Here is a 19,634-nt window from a genome sequence, read left to right as displayed (position 1 = left end):
AAAATTTAGGTAGAAAAATGCAAATTTATGCGGATAATTGCACCCTCTCATACGGGAAAAATCCTATTGTATCAAAACTAAGCTTTCGCGCTAATAGTGGCGAAATGGTAGCTGTTATGGGGCCAAGTGGCGTGGGCAAATCCACGACTTTGGGTCTGTTTTTTGGCGAAGCAAAATGCGAAAATGGCGAGTTTGGAATAAACGGCGCGCCAAATTTGGACCAAAATATAATCTCGCTGATTACGCAAGATGATATTTTGATAAAAGAATTTAGCGTTTATGAAAATCTCAAACACTACGCCAGATTGCACAGCGTGGCATTTTCGCGCATTGACGAAGTGATTAGTAGCCTAAATTTGGGCAAGGTGCGAAACAGCCCAGTGTATAAAGGCGGTAAATGGGCGATTAGTGGCGGTCAGCGCAAAAGAGTAAATATCGCAATGGAAATGCTTTTATCACGCAATGAAATTTTCTTTGCCGATGAGCCAACCAGCGGGCTTAGCACCGCAGGCAGTATCCAGGTTTTGCAAAGCCTTCGCGACATAGCCGATGGCAAAAGCATGAACGCCCCAAAAATCGTCATGGTGATAATTCATCAGCCAAATTTAGAGATGATAAAGATGTTTGATAAAATTTTGCTTTTTGAAGAAATCAAAAAGGAAAATGGCAAAAAACCAACTAGCCTAGCAACGACGAAATTTATGAGCTTAGCAGAGTTTTTTAGCGAGCATTTAGGTTGCGATTATGCGGGAGCTGATACGCTCGAACTTCACAAAAAATACAATGAATTTTTAAAGAGTATATGATGAAAGATATTTTAAATTTCACCCAGATTGAGCTTCTTCGAAACACCCTACGCAACGCCAAATACTTCATCTTTGGCGTGGTTGGCGTGGCGTGGTTTTTGGGATATTTTATCGCGTGGATTTTCTCTCACAGCGATAGTTTCATAGACAACGACCATTATGTGGATTATCTCTTTTTTATCGCCATTTCAGCGGCGTTTTTGGGGATTTTAAAGGGCATTTATGACATTTACGGCGACAAAGAACTAATGCGTAAATTTAGCCGTAGTGGGCTTAGTTTGTATAAATTTTTCGTCGCGAAATTTAGCGTCGCGCTGATAATTGGCATTTTTCAGTGCTATTTGCTCACAATCTCAGCCAAATCCATGCTCCAAATCCCAGAAGGCGTGCTAATTAGCACAAACTGGCTGATTTGCTCGTTTATTTTCATCTGCTCTTATGCTATGGCTCTGGTGGCTTCATGCCTCGTGCATAACGACAAAATGGCATCAATCAGCCTTGCGATCTTGCTCGTGCCTCAAATCATGCTAAGCGGGCTCGTGCCTTACGACAAACTTCACAAGGCGATATTTTTATGGCAAAATGACTATGAGCGTATGCCACCACCTGCTATCATCATGCCCATACCTGTGGGGTTTGAAGCACTTGTAACGGCAAATTATAAAATGCTAATCGACGAAAACGGCAACTACCAAAATATGAACAACTCTCTAAAAGCCACGATTATCACCGATGAGGACAAATCAGGGATTTTTCGCTCACACAAAAGCGCATTTGGCGTGAGTATGTGGATATACGACCTGCTGTTAATAACGATTTTATGCGCGTTTTACTTCATCTTAGCGCAGAAAATTTTTATCTTTTTAAACACACCGAAATTTAAAAAATCAAATTTGAAATTTAATAAAGGACAAATATGAAAAATTTTGCCAAATTTTTATTTGTTTGTGGCTTTGCGTTTGGCTTTGCGAACGCTAACGACGCTGAGTGCCTAGGCGGGGACGCCAAAGAGTGCTTCGCAAGCGCGAAAGCTTACGAGCAAAGTGGAGATAACGCAAAGGCGCAGGAATTTTACCAAAAAGCCTGCGAGCTAAACTACGCCGTAGGTTGCAACAAGGCTGGCGCGATTTTTGCCTCAAAGCAAGAAAACGAAAACGCAAAAATGCTATATCTCAAAGCTTGCGATCTAAATCACCACGAAAGTTGCGTAAATTTGGGCGAAATTTACGAAAACGAGGGCAACTGCAACAAAGCAAGCGAAATTTACAAAGATACCTTTGAAAACAAAAAATTTAAGCCAGCCCAGGCAAAATTCGAAGCCCTTGTTGGCAACGAAAAATGTATGAGCGACGAGATAAAAAGGCAAAAAGAAGAGGCTCAAAAAGAGATCGACGCTAAAATCAAAGCCCTAAAACCGCTCGAAGCCTTGGAAGATAAAGCATGCGAGCCAGGGGACGGCAGGAAATACTACCTACAAGGCATAAACTACGAAAACAACCAAACCGTAAGCGAAGCTGTAATGCTAAAAGTATTTCAAAAATCCTGCGATTGTGGCGAGGCGAAATCTTGCGACGAAGTGGCAAATATCTATATGAAAAACTACAACAATTTATCGAGCAAAGATAGAGAAATCGCGCTAAATGCTACCAAACGCGCCTGCGACGGAAATATCGTAACAGGCTGCCAAAAACAAATCGTCGCAACCGAGCGATCTATGGGGATTTTCGATATCAAAGACAGACAAGAAAAAGAGCGTAAAATCGACGAGCTAAAAGAAAAAATCGTAGTTTTAACCGCAAATCACGAAAAACTTTGCAAGGCTGGAAGTGGGCTAGAAAACGCGCTAAATTGCCATTGGTTGGCTGATTTTTATCTCTCAACCGACAGAGATCACGAAGTAGCCGAAGCTGCAAGGCTATATGATAGAGCGTGCGGGCTAGATATCAACGGCAGCTGCTACATGGTGGGCAAAATCTACCTAGACGGCCACAATAGTCGCACCAACCCAGACGATACGATAAATGTGGATTTTGGTAAAGCAAGGGCCTTTTACCGCAAGGCTTGCGACAACGATGTCAAAATCGCATGCAAAAATTTAGGCGCGCTATACACACTTAGCGAATTTGAGAAAGACTGCGACGCAAACAGCTCTGATGCGTGCTTGCAAGCAGGCAAAATGCACGCACGAGGAAACGAGAGCGAGAGATATTTCCAATATATCGCGCCAAATTTAGCCAAAGCGCAGGAATTTTACAAAAAAGCATGCGAGCTAAACAACTACGAAGCGTGCAATATCTGGGGTATGAACACAGCAGAAATCGAATACAAAAAAGAAAGCTACAAATATGACGAAGCCAAAAATGCGCTTTTTAAGGCGTGCGATAACGGTGTGCAAAAAGCGTGCGCAAATTTAGAAAAATGGGTCGAACTTCGAGATTTGGAGAATTCTTGCGAAAAAAATAATGTCGAGGATTGTTTGAAACTTGCTAATTTATACTGGAATGGATATGGACGCAACTCATATATGACTAGAATTAAACCTGATAACAGAAAAGCGACAAAAACCTACAAAAAAGCTTGCGAGTTAGAAAATACGAGTGCTTGTTATTACGCTGGAAATATTTATTACAAAGGCGATGTCGCAAGACAGGATTATGATATAGCAATGGAATTTTACAAAAAAGCTTGCGATGGCGAATTTGCTTTGGCTTGCAGAAGTTTGGGTGCTATGTATTATGATGGCGTAGGCGTAGAGAAAAATATGGCAAAAGCTGCCGAGTATTACGGCGAGGGGTGCGATCTGGGCGATAATTCAGAGCGATACAACTCATGCGAAATGTATAAAAAAGCAAAAAATGCGAAATAATAATAAGGGATAAAATGAAAAATTTGAGTAATATTTTTTTATCATTTTTTTATATTTTGCTTCTATTTTCGCTTAATTCATGCGGAAAAATTTCAAACGATGAATTATGCGAAAAAGGAGATGAAAAAGCATGCTTTGTAAGTGGAAAATTTTACGATGATAATAACGAAAGCGTGAAGGCTTTACAATTTTATGCTAAATCATGCGAATTAAATTACGCGCTAGGTTGCGATAAAATAGCACAAGACTATGCTCAAAAAGACGATACTCAAAACGCAAAAAAATTTTTCCTAAAATCATGTGAGCTAAATCATCACGAAAGTTGTTTAAGTTATGGTGAAATTTTTGAAAATGAGGGTGATTGTGATAAAGCAAGCGAAATTTATAAAGACACATTTAAAAATAAAAAATATAAACCAGCTAGCGATAAATTTGATAATTTGATTAAAAGCGAAAAGTGTTTAGGCACAGAAATTATAATTAAAAAAGAGATTGTTAATTGTGAGCCAAATGAGGGATTAGAAAAATATTTTAAAGCTATGAGTTATTTAGATTCTCATTACGATGAAAAAAAATCATACGAAATAATTGCTCTTTTTGAAAAATCTTGCAAATGCGGTATAGCTTTAAGTTGCAATAGAGCAGCTATGCATATCGCTCGTTATCTAGGATTTGGCAATACTTATTTTACCGATGATAAATTAGATAATAAAAAAATTCAAGCCTTTTTTCTGCCAGGACGACCAAATGATGGAAAAAACATAGAAGCAATGAAAGAGTATGCTAAAAAGCTTGCAAAGGCAATATTATTATGGGTTGCAAACAATTGCATAATATGGCAAAACTAAAAAATCCAAATGGGGAAATCAAAACCGATGATTTGCGCAAAAAAATCAACATTCTAGTAAATCAACATCAAAAAAAATGCGAGGCAAAAAATAACCTCGATAATGCATTTAGTTGCGAAATGGTAGCTGATTTTTATAGTTCCGAAAATACAGAGCCAAACAGCGTGTTAAAATTATATGAAAGAGCTTGCGAATTAGACCTAAATACTAGTTGTCATAAAGCTACAAATATATATTTAGATAGAGATAATCCCGACGATGTTTTATCATATAGAAAGGTTGCTTTAAAAGCTTACGAAAGCGGATATAAAAAAGCTTTCGAAAATCTAGAAAAAATATATAAAATGGTAAAAAACGAAACTTTATGTAATGATGAAAATAACGCAACTGCTTGTGCTCAAATGGGTGATGTATATTATTTTGGCTTACAAGCAGATACTGCATTAAATCGTGTAAATTCTGATTTTAATAAAGCGCAAGAATTTTATAAAAAAGCATGCGATTTAGACGAAATGCATGGTTGCTACAAATATGGGAAAAATATCAAAATAGATGAAACTTTTGATTTTGTATATAAAAAACGAAAAGAATTTAAGGATTTTGACTTTGATAAAATTTGGGAACCATTATTAAAGGCGTGCAATGGCGGTATAGAAAATGCTTGCGATGCGATAGGCTCACAAGGAATTCTTACGAATTCTGTAAATGCTTGTGAAAATAACAATTCAAGCGCTTGTGCAAAGGCAGGGGAGTTATATTATAATGGTTTTATGGTTCATGGATTTGGCGTACCAGGGGTCGAATATAAACAAGCCCCGAAAAAACGCACAGCAAAAGAATTTTTCCAGAAAGCTTGTGATTTAGAAAATGCCTATGGTTGTGAGCATTTAGCCGAAATTTACGAACTAGGCGAAGTAACCAAGCAAGACCATGATTTAGCAGAAAAACTACACCAAAAAGCTCACGATATCCACCTAAAAGATATCGAAACATTAAAAAAATCTTGCGACGCAAAAAACAAAAACGACTGCCAACGCCTAGGCTATGAGTATATAGAGGGAAATTATAGGATGGATAAAAATACAACCATAGCCCATGAATATTTCGGCATGGCGTGCGAATTAAGCGAAGATGAAACAGGCAACGACAAAGCTTGCCAAATGTATAAAAAAACAAAAAGTGAGTAAAATTCAAAAATTTTGCTTTTGCCAAAAGGCAAAAGCAAAATTTCTACTGCTCGTTCATAATCGATAAAAGTTCTGCGTTGTTTTTGGTTTTTAGGATTTTTGGGTATAAAAATTTCAGTGCCTCGACATCGTCCATCGTAGAAACCACAGAGCGAATAGCCCAAATTTTCTGCAAATTTTGCGCACCTTGGAGCAACTCTTCTTTTCTCGTGCCTGATTTTGTGATATTAATCGCTGGGTAAATTCGGCGATCGCTGATATTTCTATCTAAGATAATCTCGCTATTTCCAGTGCCTTTAAACTCCTCGAAAATCACATCGTCCATGCGTGAGCCAGTTTCAATTAGCGCAGTCGCCACGATAGTAAGCGATCCGCCGTTTTCGATATTTCGTGCCGCTCCAAAAAAGCGTTTTGGTTTGTGAAGTGCATTGGCATCGACACCACCGCTTAGCACCTTACCGCTAGCTGGGGTTACGGTGTTGTAAGCGCGCGCAAGGCGAGTAATGCTATCGAGCAAAATCACCACATCTTTGCCGATTTCGACGGCGCGTTTTGCCTTTTCGATCACCAGCTCAGCCACGCGCACATGGTTAAACGCAGGCTGATCGAAAGTCGAACTAAACACCTCTCCACGCACACTGCGCTCCATATCGGTAACCTCTTCTGGTCTTTCATCTACCAAAAGCACCAAAAGCTCGACCTCTGGGTGATTTCTCGTAATTCCGTTTGCCAGCTCCTTCATAAGCTCGGTTTTACCTGTGCGAGGCGGAGCCGTGATAAGCGCTCTTTGACCCTTGCCAATCGGCGTAAAAAGGTCTAGCACGCGACCAGTTAGCTTCATCGGATCGTATTCGAGCTGTAATTTTTCAGTTGGAAAAAGCGGAGTAAGGTTGTCAAAAAGCGGTCTTTCTCTGGCTTCTTGGATTGATTTGTAATTAATCGCTTCGATTTTTAAAAGCGCGTAATATTTCTCTTGATCTTTTGGTTCTCTGACCTGTCCTGTGACGATATCGCCCACACGAAGGGCAAATTTGCGAATTTGGCTTAGGCTGACATAGGCGTCATTTGCGCTGTCACTAAGGTTTGAATCGATTCCTCGCAAAAAGCCGTATCCCTCAGGTGTAACCTCTAAAATTCCGGTAAATAAAATAAATCCACCCTGTTTTGTCTGCATGCGAAGTATCTCAAACACGAGCTCTTGGCGGCGAAATTCGCGAGAATTTTCCACACCTAGCTCATCAGCGATTGCGACAAGGTTTTCTAAATCCATAGCGCGAAGCTCTTCGATTTGATATCCCTCTACTGGGACATGAGTTTTAGCATGAACTTTTTTCGTGTGATTTGGTGCTTGTGGGGCGGTTTGGGTCTGTTGGGTTGAATTTTCCTTAGTGTTTTCCATTGTTCCTCTTTGAAATTTGAAGATTTAAAATTTGGCGGTAAAAGGTAGCTGTAATTATAAAATTTTATTCCTTAAACGCACCAAATTTTAGAATTTTTTGTTGTCTGCGAGTGATAATCTCATCGATTGAGAGATTTGCTAGCTTGTCAAGCTCGGCTAAAACATAGTTTCCTAGCAGTTTCGCTGTGGCGTCTCTGTCTCTGTGAGCGCCCATTTTAGGCTCTTCGATGACATCGTCGATTAGATCAAGCTCTTTTAACTCCTCAGCGGTAATCTTTAACGCCTTTGTCGCTGCTTCGCTTTTTTCTGGATCGTTCCACAAAATCGCCGCACAGCCCTCAGGCGAAATAACTGAAAAGATTGAGTTTTGTAGCATTGCTAATTTATCAGCTACGCCGATAGCTAGCGCGCCACCGCTTCCGCCCTCGCCGATAACTACGGCTATTGTTGGAGTGCGTAGATTGCTAAGTTCGTATAAATTTCGCGCGATTGCCTCGCTTTGTCCGCGCTCTTCGGCGCCGATTCCAGGATATGCACCCGGAGTGTCGATTAAAAATAAAATAGGCAGATTAAATTTTTCGGCTAATTTCGCCACTCTTAGAGCCTTGCGATAACCTTCTGGGTGAGGCATACCGAAATTTCGCTTTAATTTGTTTTTTGTGCCACGACCCTTTTGTTCTGCGATTACGACGATTTTGCGTGTGCCGATGATACCTAGGTAGCACACAATCGACGCGTCATCGCGATACGCACGATCACCGTGGATTTCGTGAGCGTCTTTTAAAAGCGCTCTGATATAATCAATCGCATAAGGACGATCTGGGTGGCGGGCTAGTTGCAAGCGTTGGTATTCGCTAAGATTTTTGTAAATTTTAGCGACCTCTTTTTCTAAATTTTTGTTTAAAATCTCAACCGCGTCCTCATCGCCACGAATTTTTGCGTTGGCGATATCATCATCTATTTGTTTAATAGATTTTTCAAAATCAAGATAACTTGCCATTATTTCACTCTTTTGAAGATTACAGATCCGTTTGTGCCACCAAAGCCGAAATTGTTGCTCATAACGCAATCAATCTGTGCTTTGCGCGCAGTATTTGGGACATAGTCCAAATCACACTCTGGATCTTTTGAAATTTGATTGATTGTAGGAGGGATAATTCCACTTTCCATAGCTAGTAGGGCAACCGCTGCCTCGATCGCACCAGCTGCTCCAAGACAATGCCCGATTTGACCCTTTGTAGAGCTTACAGCCGGGACATTTGCGCCAAATAGCTCTTTTAGAGCCGCTGTTTCGTTTCTGTCATTTACCGCAGTAGATGTGCCGTGAGCATTGATATAATCAACCTTTGGTTCGCCAGCCATTTTATAGGCCTTTTTCATAGCGCGAAGCGGACCATCAAGCGTAGGCGAAGTGATATGATACGCATCACCGCTAGAACCATATCCGATAAGCTCGCCATAAATTTTAGCCCCTCTTGCAACTGCGTCCTCGTAAGTCTCTAAAACAAGCGCAGCCGCGCCCTCTCCCATAACAAAGCCATTTCTCTCCCCGTCAAACGGTCTGCTTGCATGCTCAGGATCGTCATTTCTAGTAGAAAGTGCCTTCATAGCAGCAAATCCACCGATACCGACAGGGCAAATCGCAGCCTCAGCGCCAACGACTAACATTTTTTTCGCTTCACCGACTTGGATAGTTTTCGCCGCCTCGATGATAGCGTGAGTAGATGCCGCACAAGCTGTAACACTGGCTAAATTTGGACCTTTGAGATTGTGATAAATAGAAATAAATCCGCCTAGCATATTTACTAGTGCAGATGGGATAAAAAATGGAGAAATTCTCCTAGGACCACGCTGCAAACAGACATTTGAGTTGATCTCAATATTCGGCAAGCCGCCGATTCCAGCAGCTGAGCTGATACCAAACTCATCAGCGTCAAATTCGCTAAATTTGGCGTCGGCCATAGCCTCTGCGGCAGCTTTTAGTCCTAGTTGAATAAATCTATCCATTTTCTTGATCTCTTTACCGTCTTCGACAACCACGCTAGGATCGAAATCCTTAACTTCGGCTGCTATGCTAACTGGAAATTCGCTCGCATCAAAAAGTGTAATCTTGCCTACTCCGGTTTTTCCGCTGCAAATATTTTCGAAACTACTTTTTTTATCAAGGCCAAGGGCTGTAATCATGCCAATTCCGGTTACTACGACTCTTTTCAAGATCAATTCCTTAAAATTTAAAATTTAAATTATTTATTTAAGCTTTCTACATAGCTTACGACATCGCCGATTGTTACTAATTTCTCTGATTCGCTATCTGGAATTTCGATGCCAAATTTCTCTTCCAAAGCCATTACTAGCTCAACTACATCTAATGAATCAGCGCCCAAATCTTCGATAATTTTTGCTTCTGGTTTTACTTGATCAGGTGCAACGCTAAGTTGCTCCACAACTACATCTCTTACATCTTCAAATGCTGCCATTTGGAACTCCTTTAAAAAAATAACTCGTTATATTATAATAAGTTTGCTTAAAGTATCGAAATTTAAACATTTTTACTATAATACGCGCCCTGACATTATAAAATTTGGAGTTAAATTTTGAGTAAAGATAGCTCGGTCAAACGCGTGATCGAAATCATATATGATTTGCAAAAAGGCAGTGTGCTAAATCTGGCGAATTTAGCGGATAAATACAGCGTCAGCGAGCGCACGCTAAGGCGAGATTTGGAGGTCATCAAAGAAATTTTTGGCGATATTTTCGTGCATTTAGGGGGCGGAAATTACCAAAGCTCGCAAAAAGCGATTTTTGAAAATATGCTAAATTCGAGCGAATTTTTTATGCTTAAAGAAATCATAAAACTCTCTCACAAATCCAGCCTAGAAATTTCGAAAAATTTAAGCAAATCCATGCAAGATAAAATTTTAAAAAACCTAGATGAGAGCCCATATATCTTTAAACACAAGCCTTACGAGGAGATTTTTGCTAGGCGGGAAGTGTTTAAAATTTTAGAGCGCGCGATAACTTATAAAAAAGAAATTTCCTTTAAATACACAAACGCGGGCAAAATTTCGCACTTTACAATCCAGCCGTATAAAATAATGTTTATGGAGCAAAATTTCTATCTCGCAGGCCTGCAAAAACGCCCGCACAAGCACGCGCATGTGATTTTTCGAATCGCGATGATGAGCGAGGTCGAATTTAGCGGAAAAGAGTTTAAGAGAGATCAAAATTACCTAGATTTTTTGCATTTCATAAACTCGCCATGGGCAAGCTATTCGCCGAATTTCAGGGCGAATTTAATCAAAGTAATTTTGCAAATCCCGCAAGAGCACGCCAAGTATTTCAGGCTCAAAAAATTCTACCCCACCCAAGAAATCATTTGCGAAAACGATGACGGGAGCATAAATGTCGAATTTAGCGTGACAAATTTCGGCGAAATTTTAAACATCATCAAGCAATGGCTTCCGCGCATAAAAGTCCTAGCCCCGCGCAAACTAGAAGGTATCGTAAAGGGCATAGCTAGGGAATTTTACGCAAACACGCACGGAAAACTCCCGCCACAAAAACCAAATTCCTAGCCAAATTTAATGGCAAATTCAGGCTAAATTCCCTGCGCAAATAGGCGAAATTCTGTTTCATTTCTGCCCCCCAAACTACTGCCCTAGCGAGCATATCAGCCTAGTCCAAACAAGCAAGATCAAGGAAAAAAACTTATAAAACCTTACCTAGGATTTTTAAATAACTTTAAAGGCGTCGCAAAACTCGCAAACGCCATAAAATTTCAACTTTGCGCAAACTAAATTTGATATTTAATCTTTGCATTTTAAACTATAAATTTTGCACTTTAATCGGCTCAGATAATAATCTGATTCTGGTTATGAGCCAGACGGGTTTTCAGCCGACCCTAACAAAGATTTAGCAGACCTTTATAGTTTTATTGAGATGCCGTTTTTTACCAAGTGGCACTTGCTTGGTTTCCTTTTTCACTCGTTTTCGATATGCTCGATAGGACGGTAATTTGCGCCTAGTCAAGCGCACTAAACATTTTGTTTAACTCCACTTTTCTATCCACATTTTTATCGTTCATCATCTTATAAATTGCCTCAGTTGTCGCCATTTGTATTTTTCCAAAATCATTATCATCATACATATCTTTGATTTTGAAGCCAAATTTTTCCAAAACTTTTTTAAAAAAATCAACTTCACTGTCTGGAATAAGCACAAACATAGGCGTAAAATTTACATTCATAGCTTTTTCCTTTCTACTAAAATTCACAGGCGGTATCTAAGAGCTCCCTAGCACATACCGCCTGTTTTTCCACCGACCACTACTCACGCACCAACCGATTTTTTAGATTTTTATCATCGTCTTTGCGTTGATCTCAGACAGACTCAAATCAATCTCGCTTAAAAGCGTGACTAGCTCGTCTTTTTGCGCAATCGCTTTTTCCAAAGTAAGTGGCGAGATAATCTCGATTTTATAGGCATCGCGGAAGCTTTTTAGAGTTTGTTCGATCGTATCTTTTGGCAAGGTATTTTTGACTGTGCCATAGATAGATTCTAGCGTTTTTTGCGCCTTTTCCTCGGTTTTGGCTTCCTCTTTTTCCTTGATTTTCGCCGCCTCATCAAGGTAAGCAATCATCATAGATAATTCATCGATCCAGGCGCTCACAATGCCCTTGTATTCGATAGCCTCGATGATAGATAGCTCTTCTTTGCCGATTTTAATGGTGTTTTGCACATTTGCCTTGGCAACTGCGCCTTTTAGCGCGCGTTTTTTCTTGCGCAAATCCGCCCTGCTATCCAGCACGCCATTAGCGTATTTTAAGAAATCTTGCGGAGTTTGGTTGCTAGCATTTACCAAAACGCCGTTTATCGCGACTTTGGCTAATTTGTAATCCCCGCCTTGCAACTTTTTATCAATCAACTTAATCTGGGCCAACGCTCTTGTGAGTGAAATTTCCATTTTTTGCTCCTTGTTTTTGATTTGGAGCAATTTTACATGGATTTTTTGTCATATTGTGTCAAAAAACAAAAATGTAGAATTTTAAGAAGAAAATTTAAAATTTTGCCGAAAATTCGGCAAAATTTGGTTACATATAAAGTCCGCCGTTGATTTTAAGCACATCGCCGGTGATATAGCTAGCATAATCGCTAAGCAAAAACGCCACGCCATGCGCCACATCTTGCGCGCTTCCGAAGCGTTTAAGCGGGATATTTGCCTCGTAGTTCGCTCTGACCTCATCGCTTAGAGCGTCTGTCATATCAGTAGCGATAAAGCCCGGTGTTACGCAGTTAAAGCGCACTCCGCGACTCGCACCCTCTTTGGCGAAACTCTTGCTCATCGCTATCATACCGCCCTTGCTCGCGCTGTAATTCACCTGCCCTGCATTTCCCATTTCGCCGACGATTGAGGCGATATTTACGACTGCGCCGAAGCGTTTTTTGCTCATCACTTTTAGCGCCTCGCGTGAGCCGATAAAAGCCGAGGTCAAATTCGCGTCGATTACGCCAGTGAAGTCTTCGAGCTTCATACGAAGGGCTAGTTTGTCGTTTGTGATACCTGCGTTATTTACGAGGTAGCTTAGCTCGCCGTCGCACTCGATTATCGCATTTATCGCTTCGATAAACTCAGCTTCGTTTGTCGCGTCAAATTTCACCACAGCACCCTCGCCGCCATTTGCTCGAATTTCTTCTAAAAGCGCGTCGGCTAGCTCAGGCTTTGAGCGGTAGTTGATCCACACTTTAAGCCCCATGCTAGCTAGCACTCTGGCGATATCTGCGCCGATTCCTCTACTTGCGCCTGTGATTAAGACATTTTTTCCACTAAATTTCATTTTAATCCTTTTTTGAGAAATTTGCGCATTATAGCGGGTTATCGTAAATAAAGCATTTTCGCTCTTTATTTGAAAAATTTCAGCGCCAGATTATGTATAAAAATGCAAAAATCACAATTACGGCAAATATATTACTCATATCATAGCCTAAAAAATTGCCCCAGTTTTCATAAGGTATATGAATATCCCAAAATTTCGCCTCCAAGCCAGATATGAAGTTGTCAATCAAATTTTGCATTTTTACCCTTTTACAATCTTAAAACAGCGCCTCGTCCATTTGCGCTGGAATTTCAAGCCCCATTAGCTTTAAGATAGTTGGTGCGACATTGCTAAGCCCAAAACCCTGCTTCAACTCGCTCACGCCCTGCGCACTTACGAAGCAAAACACATCAAAAGTCGTGTGATTTGTGAGAAGCTCGCCCTGTGCCCCTCGCATTTGCTCGCAGTTGCCGTGATCTGAAATTTGCACATAAGCGTAATCAAATTCCTTTGCCTTAGCGTAAATTTTACCCAGACACTCATCTACCGCCTCGACTGCCTTAACCGCAGCGTCGAAGTTGCCCGTGTGGCCAACCATATCGCCGTTAGCGAAATTTACCACGATAAAATCCTCGCCCCCCTCTATGCCCTTTATCACAGCCTCGCACACAGCATGCGCGCTCATAGCAGGGCACAAATCATAGGTCGCGACCTTTGGGCTGTCGATTAAAATGCGGGTTTCGTTCTGCACGCACTCTTCGCTGCCGCCGTTGAAAAAAAATGTAACATGGGCGTATTTTTCGGTCTCGGCAGTGTGAAGCTGTCTAAGTCCCGCGTCCGCGATAACTTCGGCAAGAGTATTTTGCAAAATGTCCTTTTTGACGATGATTGGAAATGGAAATTTCGCGTCGTATTCTGTCATGGTGATTAAATTTCGCACGCAAAATTTACGCTCAAATCCCGCGAAATCCTCCATACTCAAAGCTTGGCAAATCTCACGCGCCCTATCATTTCGGAAATTTACAAAAATAATTCCGTCATTTTCTCTAATCCCGTCAAATTCCCCAAAAATCGCTGGCTCGATAAATTCGTCCGTAATGCCCTTCTCATAGCTTTTGCGAGCATACTCGCTTGGGGAGATTTTTTGCTTCTCACCCTCGCCCATTAGCGCAGCATAGGCCTTTTGCACCCTTTCCCAGCGATTGTCCCTATCCATAGCATAAAACCGCCCACAAACGCTTCCTACGCTAAATTTCGCTTTCAAAGCTTCCAAAAACCCTGCCCCGCTTGTGGGACTTACATCGCGTCCGTCAGTGATAGCATGGGCAAAAACCTGCGCGCCAGCGTCTTTTGCTATCTGGCAAAGCGCGTCGAAATGGCGCATGTGCGAATGCACGCCACCGTCGCTATAAAGCCCTATGACATGCACCCTAGGGCAAATTTTTAGCAAATTTACGATTTCTGGCGCAGTTTTTAGGGTGTCATTTTCTATCATTTTATCAATTTTGACTAGATTTTGATACAGCACGCGACCGCTTCCAATCGTCATGTGCCCGACCTCAGAGTTTCCCATTTGCCCCTCAGGCAAGCCCACTGCAAGCCCAGATGTGCGAAGTAGCGTATTTGGCACGCATGAAAAAAGCATATCGTAAGTCGGCTTTTTGGCTGCGGCAAAGGCGTTGAATTCGGCACTTTGGTTGCAACCTATGCCGTCAGTTATCACAAGAATTGTTTTTTGTTTCATAATTTTCTCCTAAATTCAATGCGGACATTGAAATGTCGCATTATACTTTTTTTTAGCAAAAATCACAAAATTTAAAATTTAAAAGCTAAATTTTACAAAGAAAGTATTAAAATAATCGGTTTTAAAATAAAATTTAAAAGGCAAATTTTGTTATATTATATCTACCAAATCACAAATATAAATTTCTTTCAATACACCACAGCGCGCGCTGGAATCGCGTTTTTCATAGCTTTTATTTTAAGCGTGTATCTAATGCCACGATTCATATCTTGGGCCAGAGCCAAAAACGCCTCCCAGCCTATCTACGACCTAGCCCCGCAAACGCACCAAAAAAAGTCCAAAACCCCCACAATGGGCGGACTTGTCTTTGTTTTCTCAGCGATTGTGGCGAGTGCATTGTGCGTGAAATTTAGCATTTTCACAACTTGTGGGTTAATTACGCTAGCTGGGTTTTGCGCGATAGGATTTAAGGACGATTTGTCTAAAATTTTGGGTGCCTCCAACCACGCAGGACTTAGCCCGCAAACCAAACTTTTACTCCAAAACGCCCTAGCTTTGGGGATTTCATTTACGCTGTATATTTTCAGTCCGCTTGGTGGCGAGCTGTATTTGCCTTTCGTGAAAAATCACATAATAAATTTAGAATTTTTCGCCATTGTATTTTGGATGATAGTTTTCAGCGCGAGCTCAAACGCCGTAAATTTAACCGACGGCCTTGACGGGTTAGCCACGATTCCCTCTGTTTTTTCGCTAGCTAGCCTTGGCATTTTTGCCTATTTGTGCGGACACGCGATTTATGCGCAATACCTATTTTTGCCAAAAATCGCTGGTGTGGGCGAGCTAAGTATCATCATCGCAGCCCTTATCGGCGCACTTTTTGGGTTTTTGTGGTTTAATTGCTACCCAGCCGAAGTTTTCATGGGCGATAGTGGAAGTCTTAGCGTGGGGGCGTTTTTGGGATACTGCGCGATTGTGACAAAAAATGAATTTTTGCTAATTATAATCGGATTTGTCTTTGTAATGGAGACATTGAGCGTGATTTTGCAGGTTGGAAGCTTTAAAATGTTTAAAAGGCGAATTTTTCTCATGGCGCCTATTCATCACCATTTCGAGCTGAAAGGTTGGAGTGAAAACAAAATCATAATTCGCTTTTGGATAATCGCGCTAATGGCAAATTTAATCGCGCTAACTTCGATAAAATTAAGATAAGGAAAAAAAATGAAAAAATCACTCTTTGGACACGGCACCACTACAAAAGCGTTAGCAAAAAGCGGTGGTTGGGACATTTACGATGATAATTTCAAAGCTGACGAGGTCAAATTTGACGAATTTGACAACGCGCTTTTGGCTCCTTGCCTTTTTGATCCCGCAAAAAGCGAGCTAGAAATCCCAAGCCCAGGATTTCCCAAAGAGCATAATCTAGTAAAAACCGCTAGGAATTTAATCAGCGAGTATGATTATTTCGCAAATACTGCGCCTTTTAAAATTTGGATTAGCGGGACAAATGGCAAAACCACAACCACGCAGATGACACAGCACCTCCTAGCCAGCAACGGCTCACTTATGGGCGGAAATGTAGGCACGCCACTCGCACTTTTGGACAAGAGTGCGAAAATTTGGATATTAGAGACTAGCTCATTTACGATTCACTACACACGCACCGCGCACCCCGGAATTTATGCGCTTTTGCCAATCACGCCAGATCATCTTAGCTGGCATGGCAGTTTCGCCGAATACGAGCGCGTCAAACTCTCGCCACTTCTTGCTATGAGCGAGGGTTCAGTCGCACTAATACCGGCTGCGTATGCCAGTAGCGAGGCTGTGAAAAACTCGCGCGCAAGGGTGATTTGCTACGAATACGAAAAAGATTTGGCGGCCAAATTTGAAATCGAAATTGAAAAAATTTCATTTAAAACGCCGTTTTTGCTAGACGCTATCTTAGCCCTTTGTATCGAAAAAATCCTCACAGATCGCGCTAGCGTGGAGGTTTTGAACGAATTTGTAATCGAGGCAAACAAACTAGAAGAATTTTTTGATGTAAAAAATCGCATGTGGGTAAATGACACAAAAGCCACAAATATCGATGCTTGCGCGCAAGCCCTTAAACGCTACAAGGACAAAAAAATCCACCTAATCTTGGGTGGCGATGATAAGGGTGTGGATTTGGAGCCACTCTTTGCGAGCTTTGCGCCGTATGATTTAAAAATTTACGCGATTGGCTCGAACACTGATAAACTCGTAAATTTATGCGAAAAATTTAAAATTCCTTGCATTAGGTGCGAATTTTTAAAAAACGCAGTCGCCAAAATAGATGAAAATTTCTCTGGTGCGGGCGAAGTCGCACTCCTAAGCCCAGCCTGCGCTAGCCTAGATCAGTTCAAAAGCTACGCCCAACGGGGAAATTTATTTAAAGAGTGCGTGGCAAATTTAGCCCTTTAAACACTGCGCCGAAATTTTTGCAAATTTAGAAATTTTAAATTTCTTGCTCGTAGATTGCTTCGTCGCTTCGCTCCTCGCAATGACAAATTATTAGGCAAAATTTACGCCAGGTTTGTCATTGCGAGAATTTTGCGTAGCAAAATTCGTGGCAATCTATGACTTTAAAATTTAAATTTTGCAAATTTGCTGTCATTGCGAGCGAGTGCAACGAGCGTGGCAATCCAGTAAAATTTAGAGAAAATTTAAAATTCAACAAAATTCATTTGTGGATTAAAATTTATCAGAATTTCTCTGGATTGCTTCACTTCGTTCGCAATGACAACAAAAACGAAAGGTAGAATATGAAATTTAAAAATCCATTGGATTATGTAAAAAATATTATAAATAAAATTAAAGAACTTATAAATTATCCTTATAAAAGAAAGGTTTATACTGGAATTTTAATTATTCCTTTGGTTTTAGCTATTCCATTTACGCCGATATGTTTTTGGTTTTCTTATACTTCTGTTCCCAGTAAAAACAATATTTCAGCTGTTAGTGGAATTATAACAGAATTAAATTGTTATCCAAGCGGTTTTAAACATGGACCATATTGTATGGCAAAATTTGATAATTACTTTTTTAAGTATCAATTTATAGATGATATAGGTGGCAGTAAAGGGCTATTATACAAAGCATATTACGATAAACAATGTGTTTTTATAGAATTTCATCATAGCCTTATACATAAAATAGAGGATTGCAATGGAAATATCATATATTCTGTCAGTGATAAAATTTTAAAAAATTTACATTTTGAAAGAAAAGTAGCTTTATATTTAGGCTTCTTTTTTCTTATATTATCTATCTTTCTAACTTTTCTATTAAACAAAGAATACAAAAAAGAAATAAATCAAAATTTTTCAATAAAGGATAAAAAATGGGAAAAATGACTACTGCTTCTGATGTTATGAAGAATGTATCAAATGGGGCTTCTGTTGGCGATGCCGTTAAAAATTTAAATTTTACTGGATTGCTTCGTCGCTTCGCTCCTCGCAATGACAGCAAATTTGCAAATTTGGAATTTTGATTTCGTAGATTGCCACGAATTTTGCTTACGCAAAATTCTCGCAATGACAAATTAAGCAAAATTTACCCAAATTTGCCATTGCGAGTTTATTTAAGCGAAATCAAATCTAGCGGGTTTATGTGGTAGTTTTGTTGCGTTACTTCAAAGGTTAAATCCGAGCTAATTCTGCCGATTGTGTAGCCCTTTTTGACCGAAGAGCCCACGCGCACAGTGTTTGGGATCTGATTTAAATGCGCATAAATCGTGTGGATTCCGCCCGCATGCTCGATGATGACGACCTTATCTAGCACGGCTGTTTCTTTGGCGAATACGACCTTGCCAGCTAGCACAGCTTTTACCTGCGTGTCGCCACTTTTCGAGCCTAGCACGATATTTTCGTTAAAAAGCTTGATATTATACACAGGATCGCTGTAATTGCCAAATTTACGCTTCACATACGCCCCGTCAAGCGGTGCAGAGGTTTTCGCGCCGGTGTATTTTTTCACGCGAGAGGATTGGTAGCTAGATCCGTATTGTTTGACCTTGGTGTTGATTTTGCTAACTCTCTCATCGGCTGGCTCGCTAGGCTCTGATTCAGGCTCTGGCTCAAATTTAGGCGCAGGCGGGGCTTCTTTGCCAGCTTTTTTGGCGGCGGCTTTTTGCTTTTCATACTCTTTTTTCTTGGCTTCAAGCTCTTTTTGTTTGGCTTCTTTTTCTTTTTTCTTTTGCGCTTCTAGTTTGGCTATGCGCTCCTTTTCCGCTTTTTCAGCCTTTTCGCGCTCCTCTTTATCATCAATGATTTTAAGCTCAGCCAAGGTCTTGGCAATCGCGTCTTGCTCGGCGTTTAGCTTTTCGAGCTGGGCGATATAGCTATCTTTGTTTTTTTGTAGGCTAGCTACTTTTTCTTTTTGTGCGTTTTGCTTTTCGCTCAAATTTATCTTTTTTTGGCTATAACTTTCCATATTTTCGTTAATTTGAGCGATTTTTTTGTTTTGTTCGTCAATGAAATTTTTATTATTTTCATAATCCTTCATTAGCTTATTTAGCTCGCTATTCATCACACTCTCTAATCCGCCTAAAACCTCGCTAGCCACGATAGAATCAGGCGTAACGCTGGAATTTGTATCACTGATGAGATCAAATGAGAGCTCTTGGGAGATGATTTGGACGATTTTATTTTCTAGCTCGCTTTGCACGCTAAGCAAGGTTGCGTTTTGTTTTTTGAGATTTTCTAGCTCTTGCTCTTCGTTTGCGTATTTTTCTTTTAGCTCCTCGATATTTTGGCTAAGCTCTTTTATCTCATTTTCACGCTTTTTAAAATCATTTTGTTCTTGCACGATTAAATCAGCGATTTCATCGATTTTTTTAGACAGCCTCATCTCCTCTTGTTTAGAGGTTTTTAGCTCTTTGTTGCTTTGGGCGATTTTTTCCTTCGTAGTCGGTGCGCCGTATGCGAAAAACGCAAGCGCGCACAGTATCATCAA

20 protein-coding genes are annotated in these 19,634 nt (G+C 40.5%); 10 read left to right on the top strand and 10 right to left on the bottom strand.

Annotated elements, in window-relative coordinates; translation table 11 throughout:
- Positions 1 to 17: 17 nt before the first annotated feature.
- The 5 genes from OFN98_RS01040 to OFN98_RS01020 are packed head-to-tail and all read left to right on the top strand — an operon-like array spanning position 18 to position 5,707.
- On the top strand, positions 18 to 806 hold the full coding sequence (locus tag OFN98_RS01040; protein WP_270874059.1) for an ATP-binding cassette domain-containing protein: 789 nt from the start codon (positions 18 to 20) through the stop codon (positions 804 to 806).
- Complete coding sequence (locus OFN98_RS01035; RefSeq protein ID WP_270874060.1) at positions 806 to 1,726, top strand: ABC transporter permease; 921 nt, start codon at positions 806 to 808, stop codon at positions 1,724 to 1,726. The genes OFN98_RS01040 and OFN98_RS01035 overlap by 1 nt, the downstream gene beginning before the upstream one ends.
- Complete coding sequence (locus OFN98_RS01030; RefSeq protein ID WP_270874061.1) at positions 1,723 to 3,672, top strand: tetratricopeptide repeat protein; 1,950 nt, start codon at positions 1,723 to 1,725, stop codon at positions 3,670 to 3,672. Before OFN98_RS01035 ends, OFN98_RS01030 begins: the two co-directional genes overlap by 4 nt.
- Before the next feature lie 14 nt (positions 3,673 to 3,686).
- Positions 3,687 to 4,520, top strand: coding sequence for a hypothetical protein (locus OFN98_RS01025; protein ID WP_270874062.1), 834 nt, complete (start codon positions 3,687 to 3,689; stop codon positions 4,518 to 4,520).
- Positions 4,484 to 5,707 (top strand): tetratricopeptide repeat protein, encoded by a 1,224-nt coding sequence (locus tag OFN98_RS01020; protein WP_270874063.1) that lies wholly within the window; start codon positions 4,484 to 4,486, stop codon positions 5,705 to 5,707. Before OFN98_RS01025 ends, OFN98_RS01020 begins: the two co-directional genes overlap by 37 nt.
- Before the next feature lie 43 nt (positions 5,708 to 5,750).
- Here OFN98_RS01020 and rho read toward each other — a convergent pair whose 3' ends face one another.
- The 4 genes from rho to acpP all read right to left on the bottom strand — a co-directional run bounded on the left by rho (position 5,751) and on the right by acpP (position 9,583).
- Complete coding sequence (gene rho, locus OFN98_RS01015; protein WP_270859359.1) at positions 5,751 to 7,106, bottom strand: transcription termination factor Rho; 1,356 nt, start codon at positions 7,104 to 7,106, stop codon at positions 5,751 to 5,753.
- A 64-nt stretch (positions 7,107 to 7,170) separates the two neighbouring features.
- Positions 7,171 to 8,106 (bottom strand): acetyl-CoA carboxylase carboxyl transferase subunit alpha, encoded by a 936-nt coding sequence (gene accA / locus OFN98_RS01010; protein ID WP_270861946.1) that lies wholly within the window; start codon positions 8,104 to 8,106, stop codon positions 7,171 to 7,173.
- Complete coding sequence (locus OFN98_RS01005) at positions 8,106 to 9,320, bottom strand: beta-ketoacyl-ACP synthase II (RefSeq protein ID WP_270874064.1); 1,215 nt, start codon at positions 9,318 to 9,320, stop codon at positions 8,106 to 8,108. Before OFN98_RS01005 ends, accA begins: the two co-directional genes overlap by 1 nt.
- A gap of 29 nt (positions 9,321 to 9,349) precedes the next feature.
- A complete protein-coding gene (gene acpP, locus OFN98_RS01000) occupies positions 9,350 to 9,583 on the bottom strand; it encodes an acyl carrier protein (protein WP_270859356.1) in 234 nt (77 codons plus the stop codon).
- A gap of 117 nt (positions 9,584 to 9,700) precedes the next feature.
- Between acpP and OFN98_RS00995 the strand changes: the two genes are divergently transcribed.
- Entirely contained in the window at positions 9,701 to 10,681 is a 981-nt protein-coding gene (locus OFN98_RS00995) for a helix-turn-helix transcriptional regulator (RefSeq protein ID WP_270874065.1), read from the top strand.
- Positions 10,682 to 11,127: 446 nt separating this feature from the next.
- On the opposite strand, the gene OFN98_RS00990 is transcribed toward OFN98_RS00995, so the two are convergent.
- From OFN98_RS00990 to gpmI, 5 genes are all read right to left on the bottom strand, one after another.
- Entirely contained in the window at positions 11,128 to 11,352 is a 225-nt protein-coding gene (locus OFN98_RS00990) for a hypothetical protein (RefSeq protein ID WP_270874066.1), read from the bottom strand.
- Positions 11,353 to 11,454: 102 nt separating this feature from the next.
- Positions 11,455 to 12,069: a hypothetical protein gene (locus tag OFN98_RS00985; protein WP_270874067.1), complete on the bottom strand. Its 615-nt coding sequence runs from the start codon at positions 12,067 to 12,069 to the stop codon at positions 11,455 to 11,457.
- A 127-nt stretch (positions 12,070 to 12,196) separates the two neighbouring features.
- Positions 12,197 to 12,940: a 3-oxoacyl-ACP reductase FabG gene (gene fabG, locus OFN98_RS00980; protein ID WP_270872417.1), complete on the bottom strand. Its 744-nt coding sequence runs from the start codon at positions 12,938 to 12,940 to the stop codon at positions 12,197 to 12,199.
- Between the two features lie 79 nt (positions 12,941 to 13,019).
- Positions 13,020 to 13,178, bottom strand: a complete 159-nt coding sequence (locus OFN98_RS00975; RefSeq protein WP_270870572.1) for a hypothetical protein — start codon at positions 13,176 to 13,178, stop codon at positions 13,020 to 13,022.
- A gap of 18 nt (positions 13,179 to 13,196) precedes the next feature.
- Positions 13,197 to 14,663: a 2,3-bisphosphoglycerate-independent phosphoglycerate mutase gene (gene gpmI, locus OFN98_RS00970; protein WP_270874068.1), complete on the bottom strand. Its 1,467-nt coding sequence runs from the start codon at positions 14,661 to 14,663 to the stop codon at positions 13,197 to 13,199.
- 147 nt (positions 14,664 to 14,810) lie between these two features.
- Here gpmI and mraY point away from each other — a divergent pair, with 147 nt between their 5' ends.
- The 4 genes from mraY to OFN98_RS00950 all read left to right on the top strand — a co-directional run bounded on the left by mraY (position 14,811) and on the right by OFN98_RS00950 (position 18,171).
- Entirely contained in the window at positions 14,811 to 15,872 is a 1,062-nt protein-coding gene (gene mraY, locus OFN98_RS00965; RefSeq protein ID WP_270866078.1) for a phospho-N-acetylmuramoyl-pentapeptide-transferase, read from the top strand.
- Between the two features lie 9 nt (positions 15,873 to 15,881).
- Complete coding sequence (gene murD / locus OFN98_RS00960; protein ID WP_270874069.1) at positions 15,882 to 17,102, top strand: UDP-N-acetylmuramoyl-L-alanine--D-glutamate ligase; 1,221 nt, start codon at positions 15,882 to 15,884, stop codon at positions 17,100 to 17,102.
- 341 nt (positions 17,103 to 17,443) lie between these two features.
- Complete coding sequence (locus tag OFN98_RS00955; RefSeq protein WP_270874070.1) at positions 17,444 to 18,034, top strand: hypothetical protein; 591 nt, start codon at positions 17,444 to 17,446, stop codon at positions 18,032 to 18,034.
- On the top strand, positions 18,022 to 18,171 hold the full coding sequence (locus tag OFN98_RS00950; protein ID WP_270874071.1) for a hypothetical protein: 150 nt from the start codon (positions 18,022 to 18,024) through the stop codon (positions 18,169 to 18,171). Before OFN98_RS00955 ends, OFN98_RS00950 begins: the two co-directional genes overlap by 13 nt.
- Positions 18,172 to 18,257: 86 nt before the next feature.
- Here OFN98_RS00950 and OFN98_RS00945 read toward each other — a convergent pair whose 3' ends face one another.
- Entirely contained in the window at positions 18,258 to 19,634 is a 1,377-nt protein-coding gene (locus tag OFN98_RS00945; RefSeq protein ID WP_442867980.1) for a murein hydrolase activator EnvC family protein, read from the bottom strand.

Origin of the sequence: Campylobacter sp. JMF_15 NE4 (genome assembly GCF_027737645.1) — a bacterium.
In the GTDB taxonomy this organism is placed as follows: domain Bacteria; phylum Campylobacterota; class Campylobacteria; order Campylobacterales; family Campylobacteraceae; genus Campylobacter_B.
This window is presented reverse-complemented; position numbering and strand designations above follow the sequence as displayed.

What these genes read in the sequence shown, in the direction of transcription:
- OFN98_RS01040 (WP_270874059.1), top strand. Translation starts at nt 18, where the DNA reads ATGCAAATTTATGCGGATAATTGCACCCTCTCATACGGGAAAAATCCT.
- OFN98_RS01035 (WP_270874060.1), top strand. Translation starts at nt 806, where the DNA reads ATGAAAGATATTTTAAATTTCACCCAGATTGAGCTTCTTCGAAACACC.
- OFN98_RS01030 (WP_270874061.1), top strand. Translation starts at nt 1,723, where the DNA reads ATGAAAAATTTTGCCAAATTTTTATTTGTTTGTGGCTTTGCGTTTGGC.
- OFN98_RS01025 (WP_270874062.1), top strand. Translation starts at nt 3,687, where the DNA reads ATGAAAAATTTGAGTAATATTTTTTTATCATTTTTTTATATTTTGCTT.
- OFN98_RS01020 (WP_270874063.1), top strand. Translation starts at nt 4,484, where the DNA reads ATGGGTTGCAAACAATTGCATAATATGGCAAAACTAAAAAATCCAAAT.
- rho (WP_270859359.1), bottom strand. Translation starts at nt 7,106, where the DNA reads ATGGAAAACACTAAGGAAAATTCAACCCAACAGACCCAAACCGCCCCA.
- accA (WP_270861946.1), bottom strand. Translation starts at nt 8,106, where the DNA reads ATGGCAAGTTATCTTGATTTTGAAAAATCTATTAAACAAATAGATGAT.
- acpP (WP_270859356.1), bottom strand. Translation starts at nt 9,583, where the DNA reads ATGGCAGCATTTGAAGATGTAAGAGATGTAGTTGTGGAGCAACTTAGC.
- OFN98_RS00990 (WP_270874066.1), bottom strand. Translation starts at nt 11,352, where the DNA reads ATGAATGTAAATTTTACGCCTATGTTTGTGCTTATTCCAGACAGTGAA.
- OFN98_RS00985 (WP_270874067.1), bottom strand. Translation starts at nt 12,069, where the DNA reads ATGGAAATTTCACTCACAAGAGCGTTGGCCCAGATTAAGTTGATTGAT.
- fabG (WP_270872417.1), bottom strand. Translation starts at nt 12,940, where the DNA reads ATGAAATTTAGTGGAAAAAATGTCTTAATCACAGGCGCAAGTAGAGGA.
- OFN98_RS00975 (WP_270870572.1), bottom strand. Translation starts at nt 13,178, where the DNA reads ATGCAAAATTTGATTGACAACTTCATATCTGGCTTGGAGGCGAAATTT.
- gpmI (WP_270874068.1), bottom strand. Translation starts at nt 14,663, where the DNA reads ATGAAACAAAAAACAATTCTTGTGATAACTGACGGCATAGGTTGCAAC.
- murD (WP_270874069.1), top strand. Translation starts at nt 15,882, where the DNA reads ATGAAAAAATCACTCTTTGGACACGGCACCACTACAAAAGCGTTAGCA.
- OFN98_RS00955 (WP_270874070.1), top strand. Translation starts at nt 17,444, where the DNA reads ATGAAATTTAAAAATCCATTGGATTATGTAAAAAATATTATAAATAAA.
- OFN98_RS00950 (WP_270874071.1), top strand. Translation starts at nt 18,022, where the DNA reads ATGGGAAAAATGACTACTGCTTCTGATGTTATGAAGAATGTATCAAAT.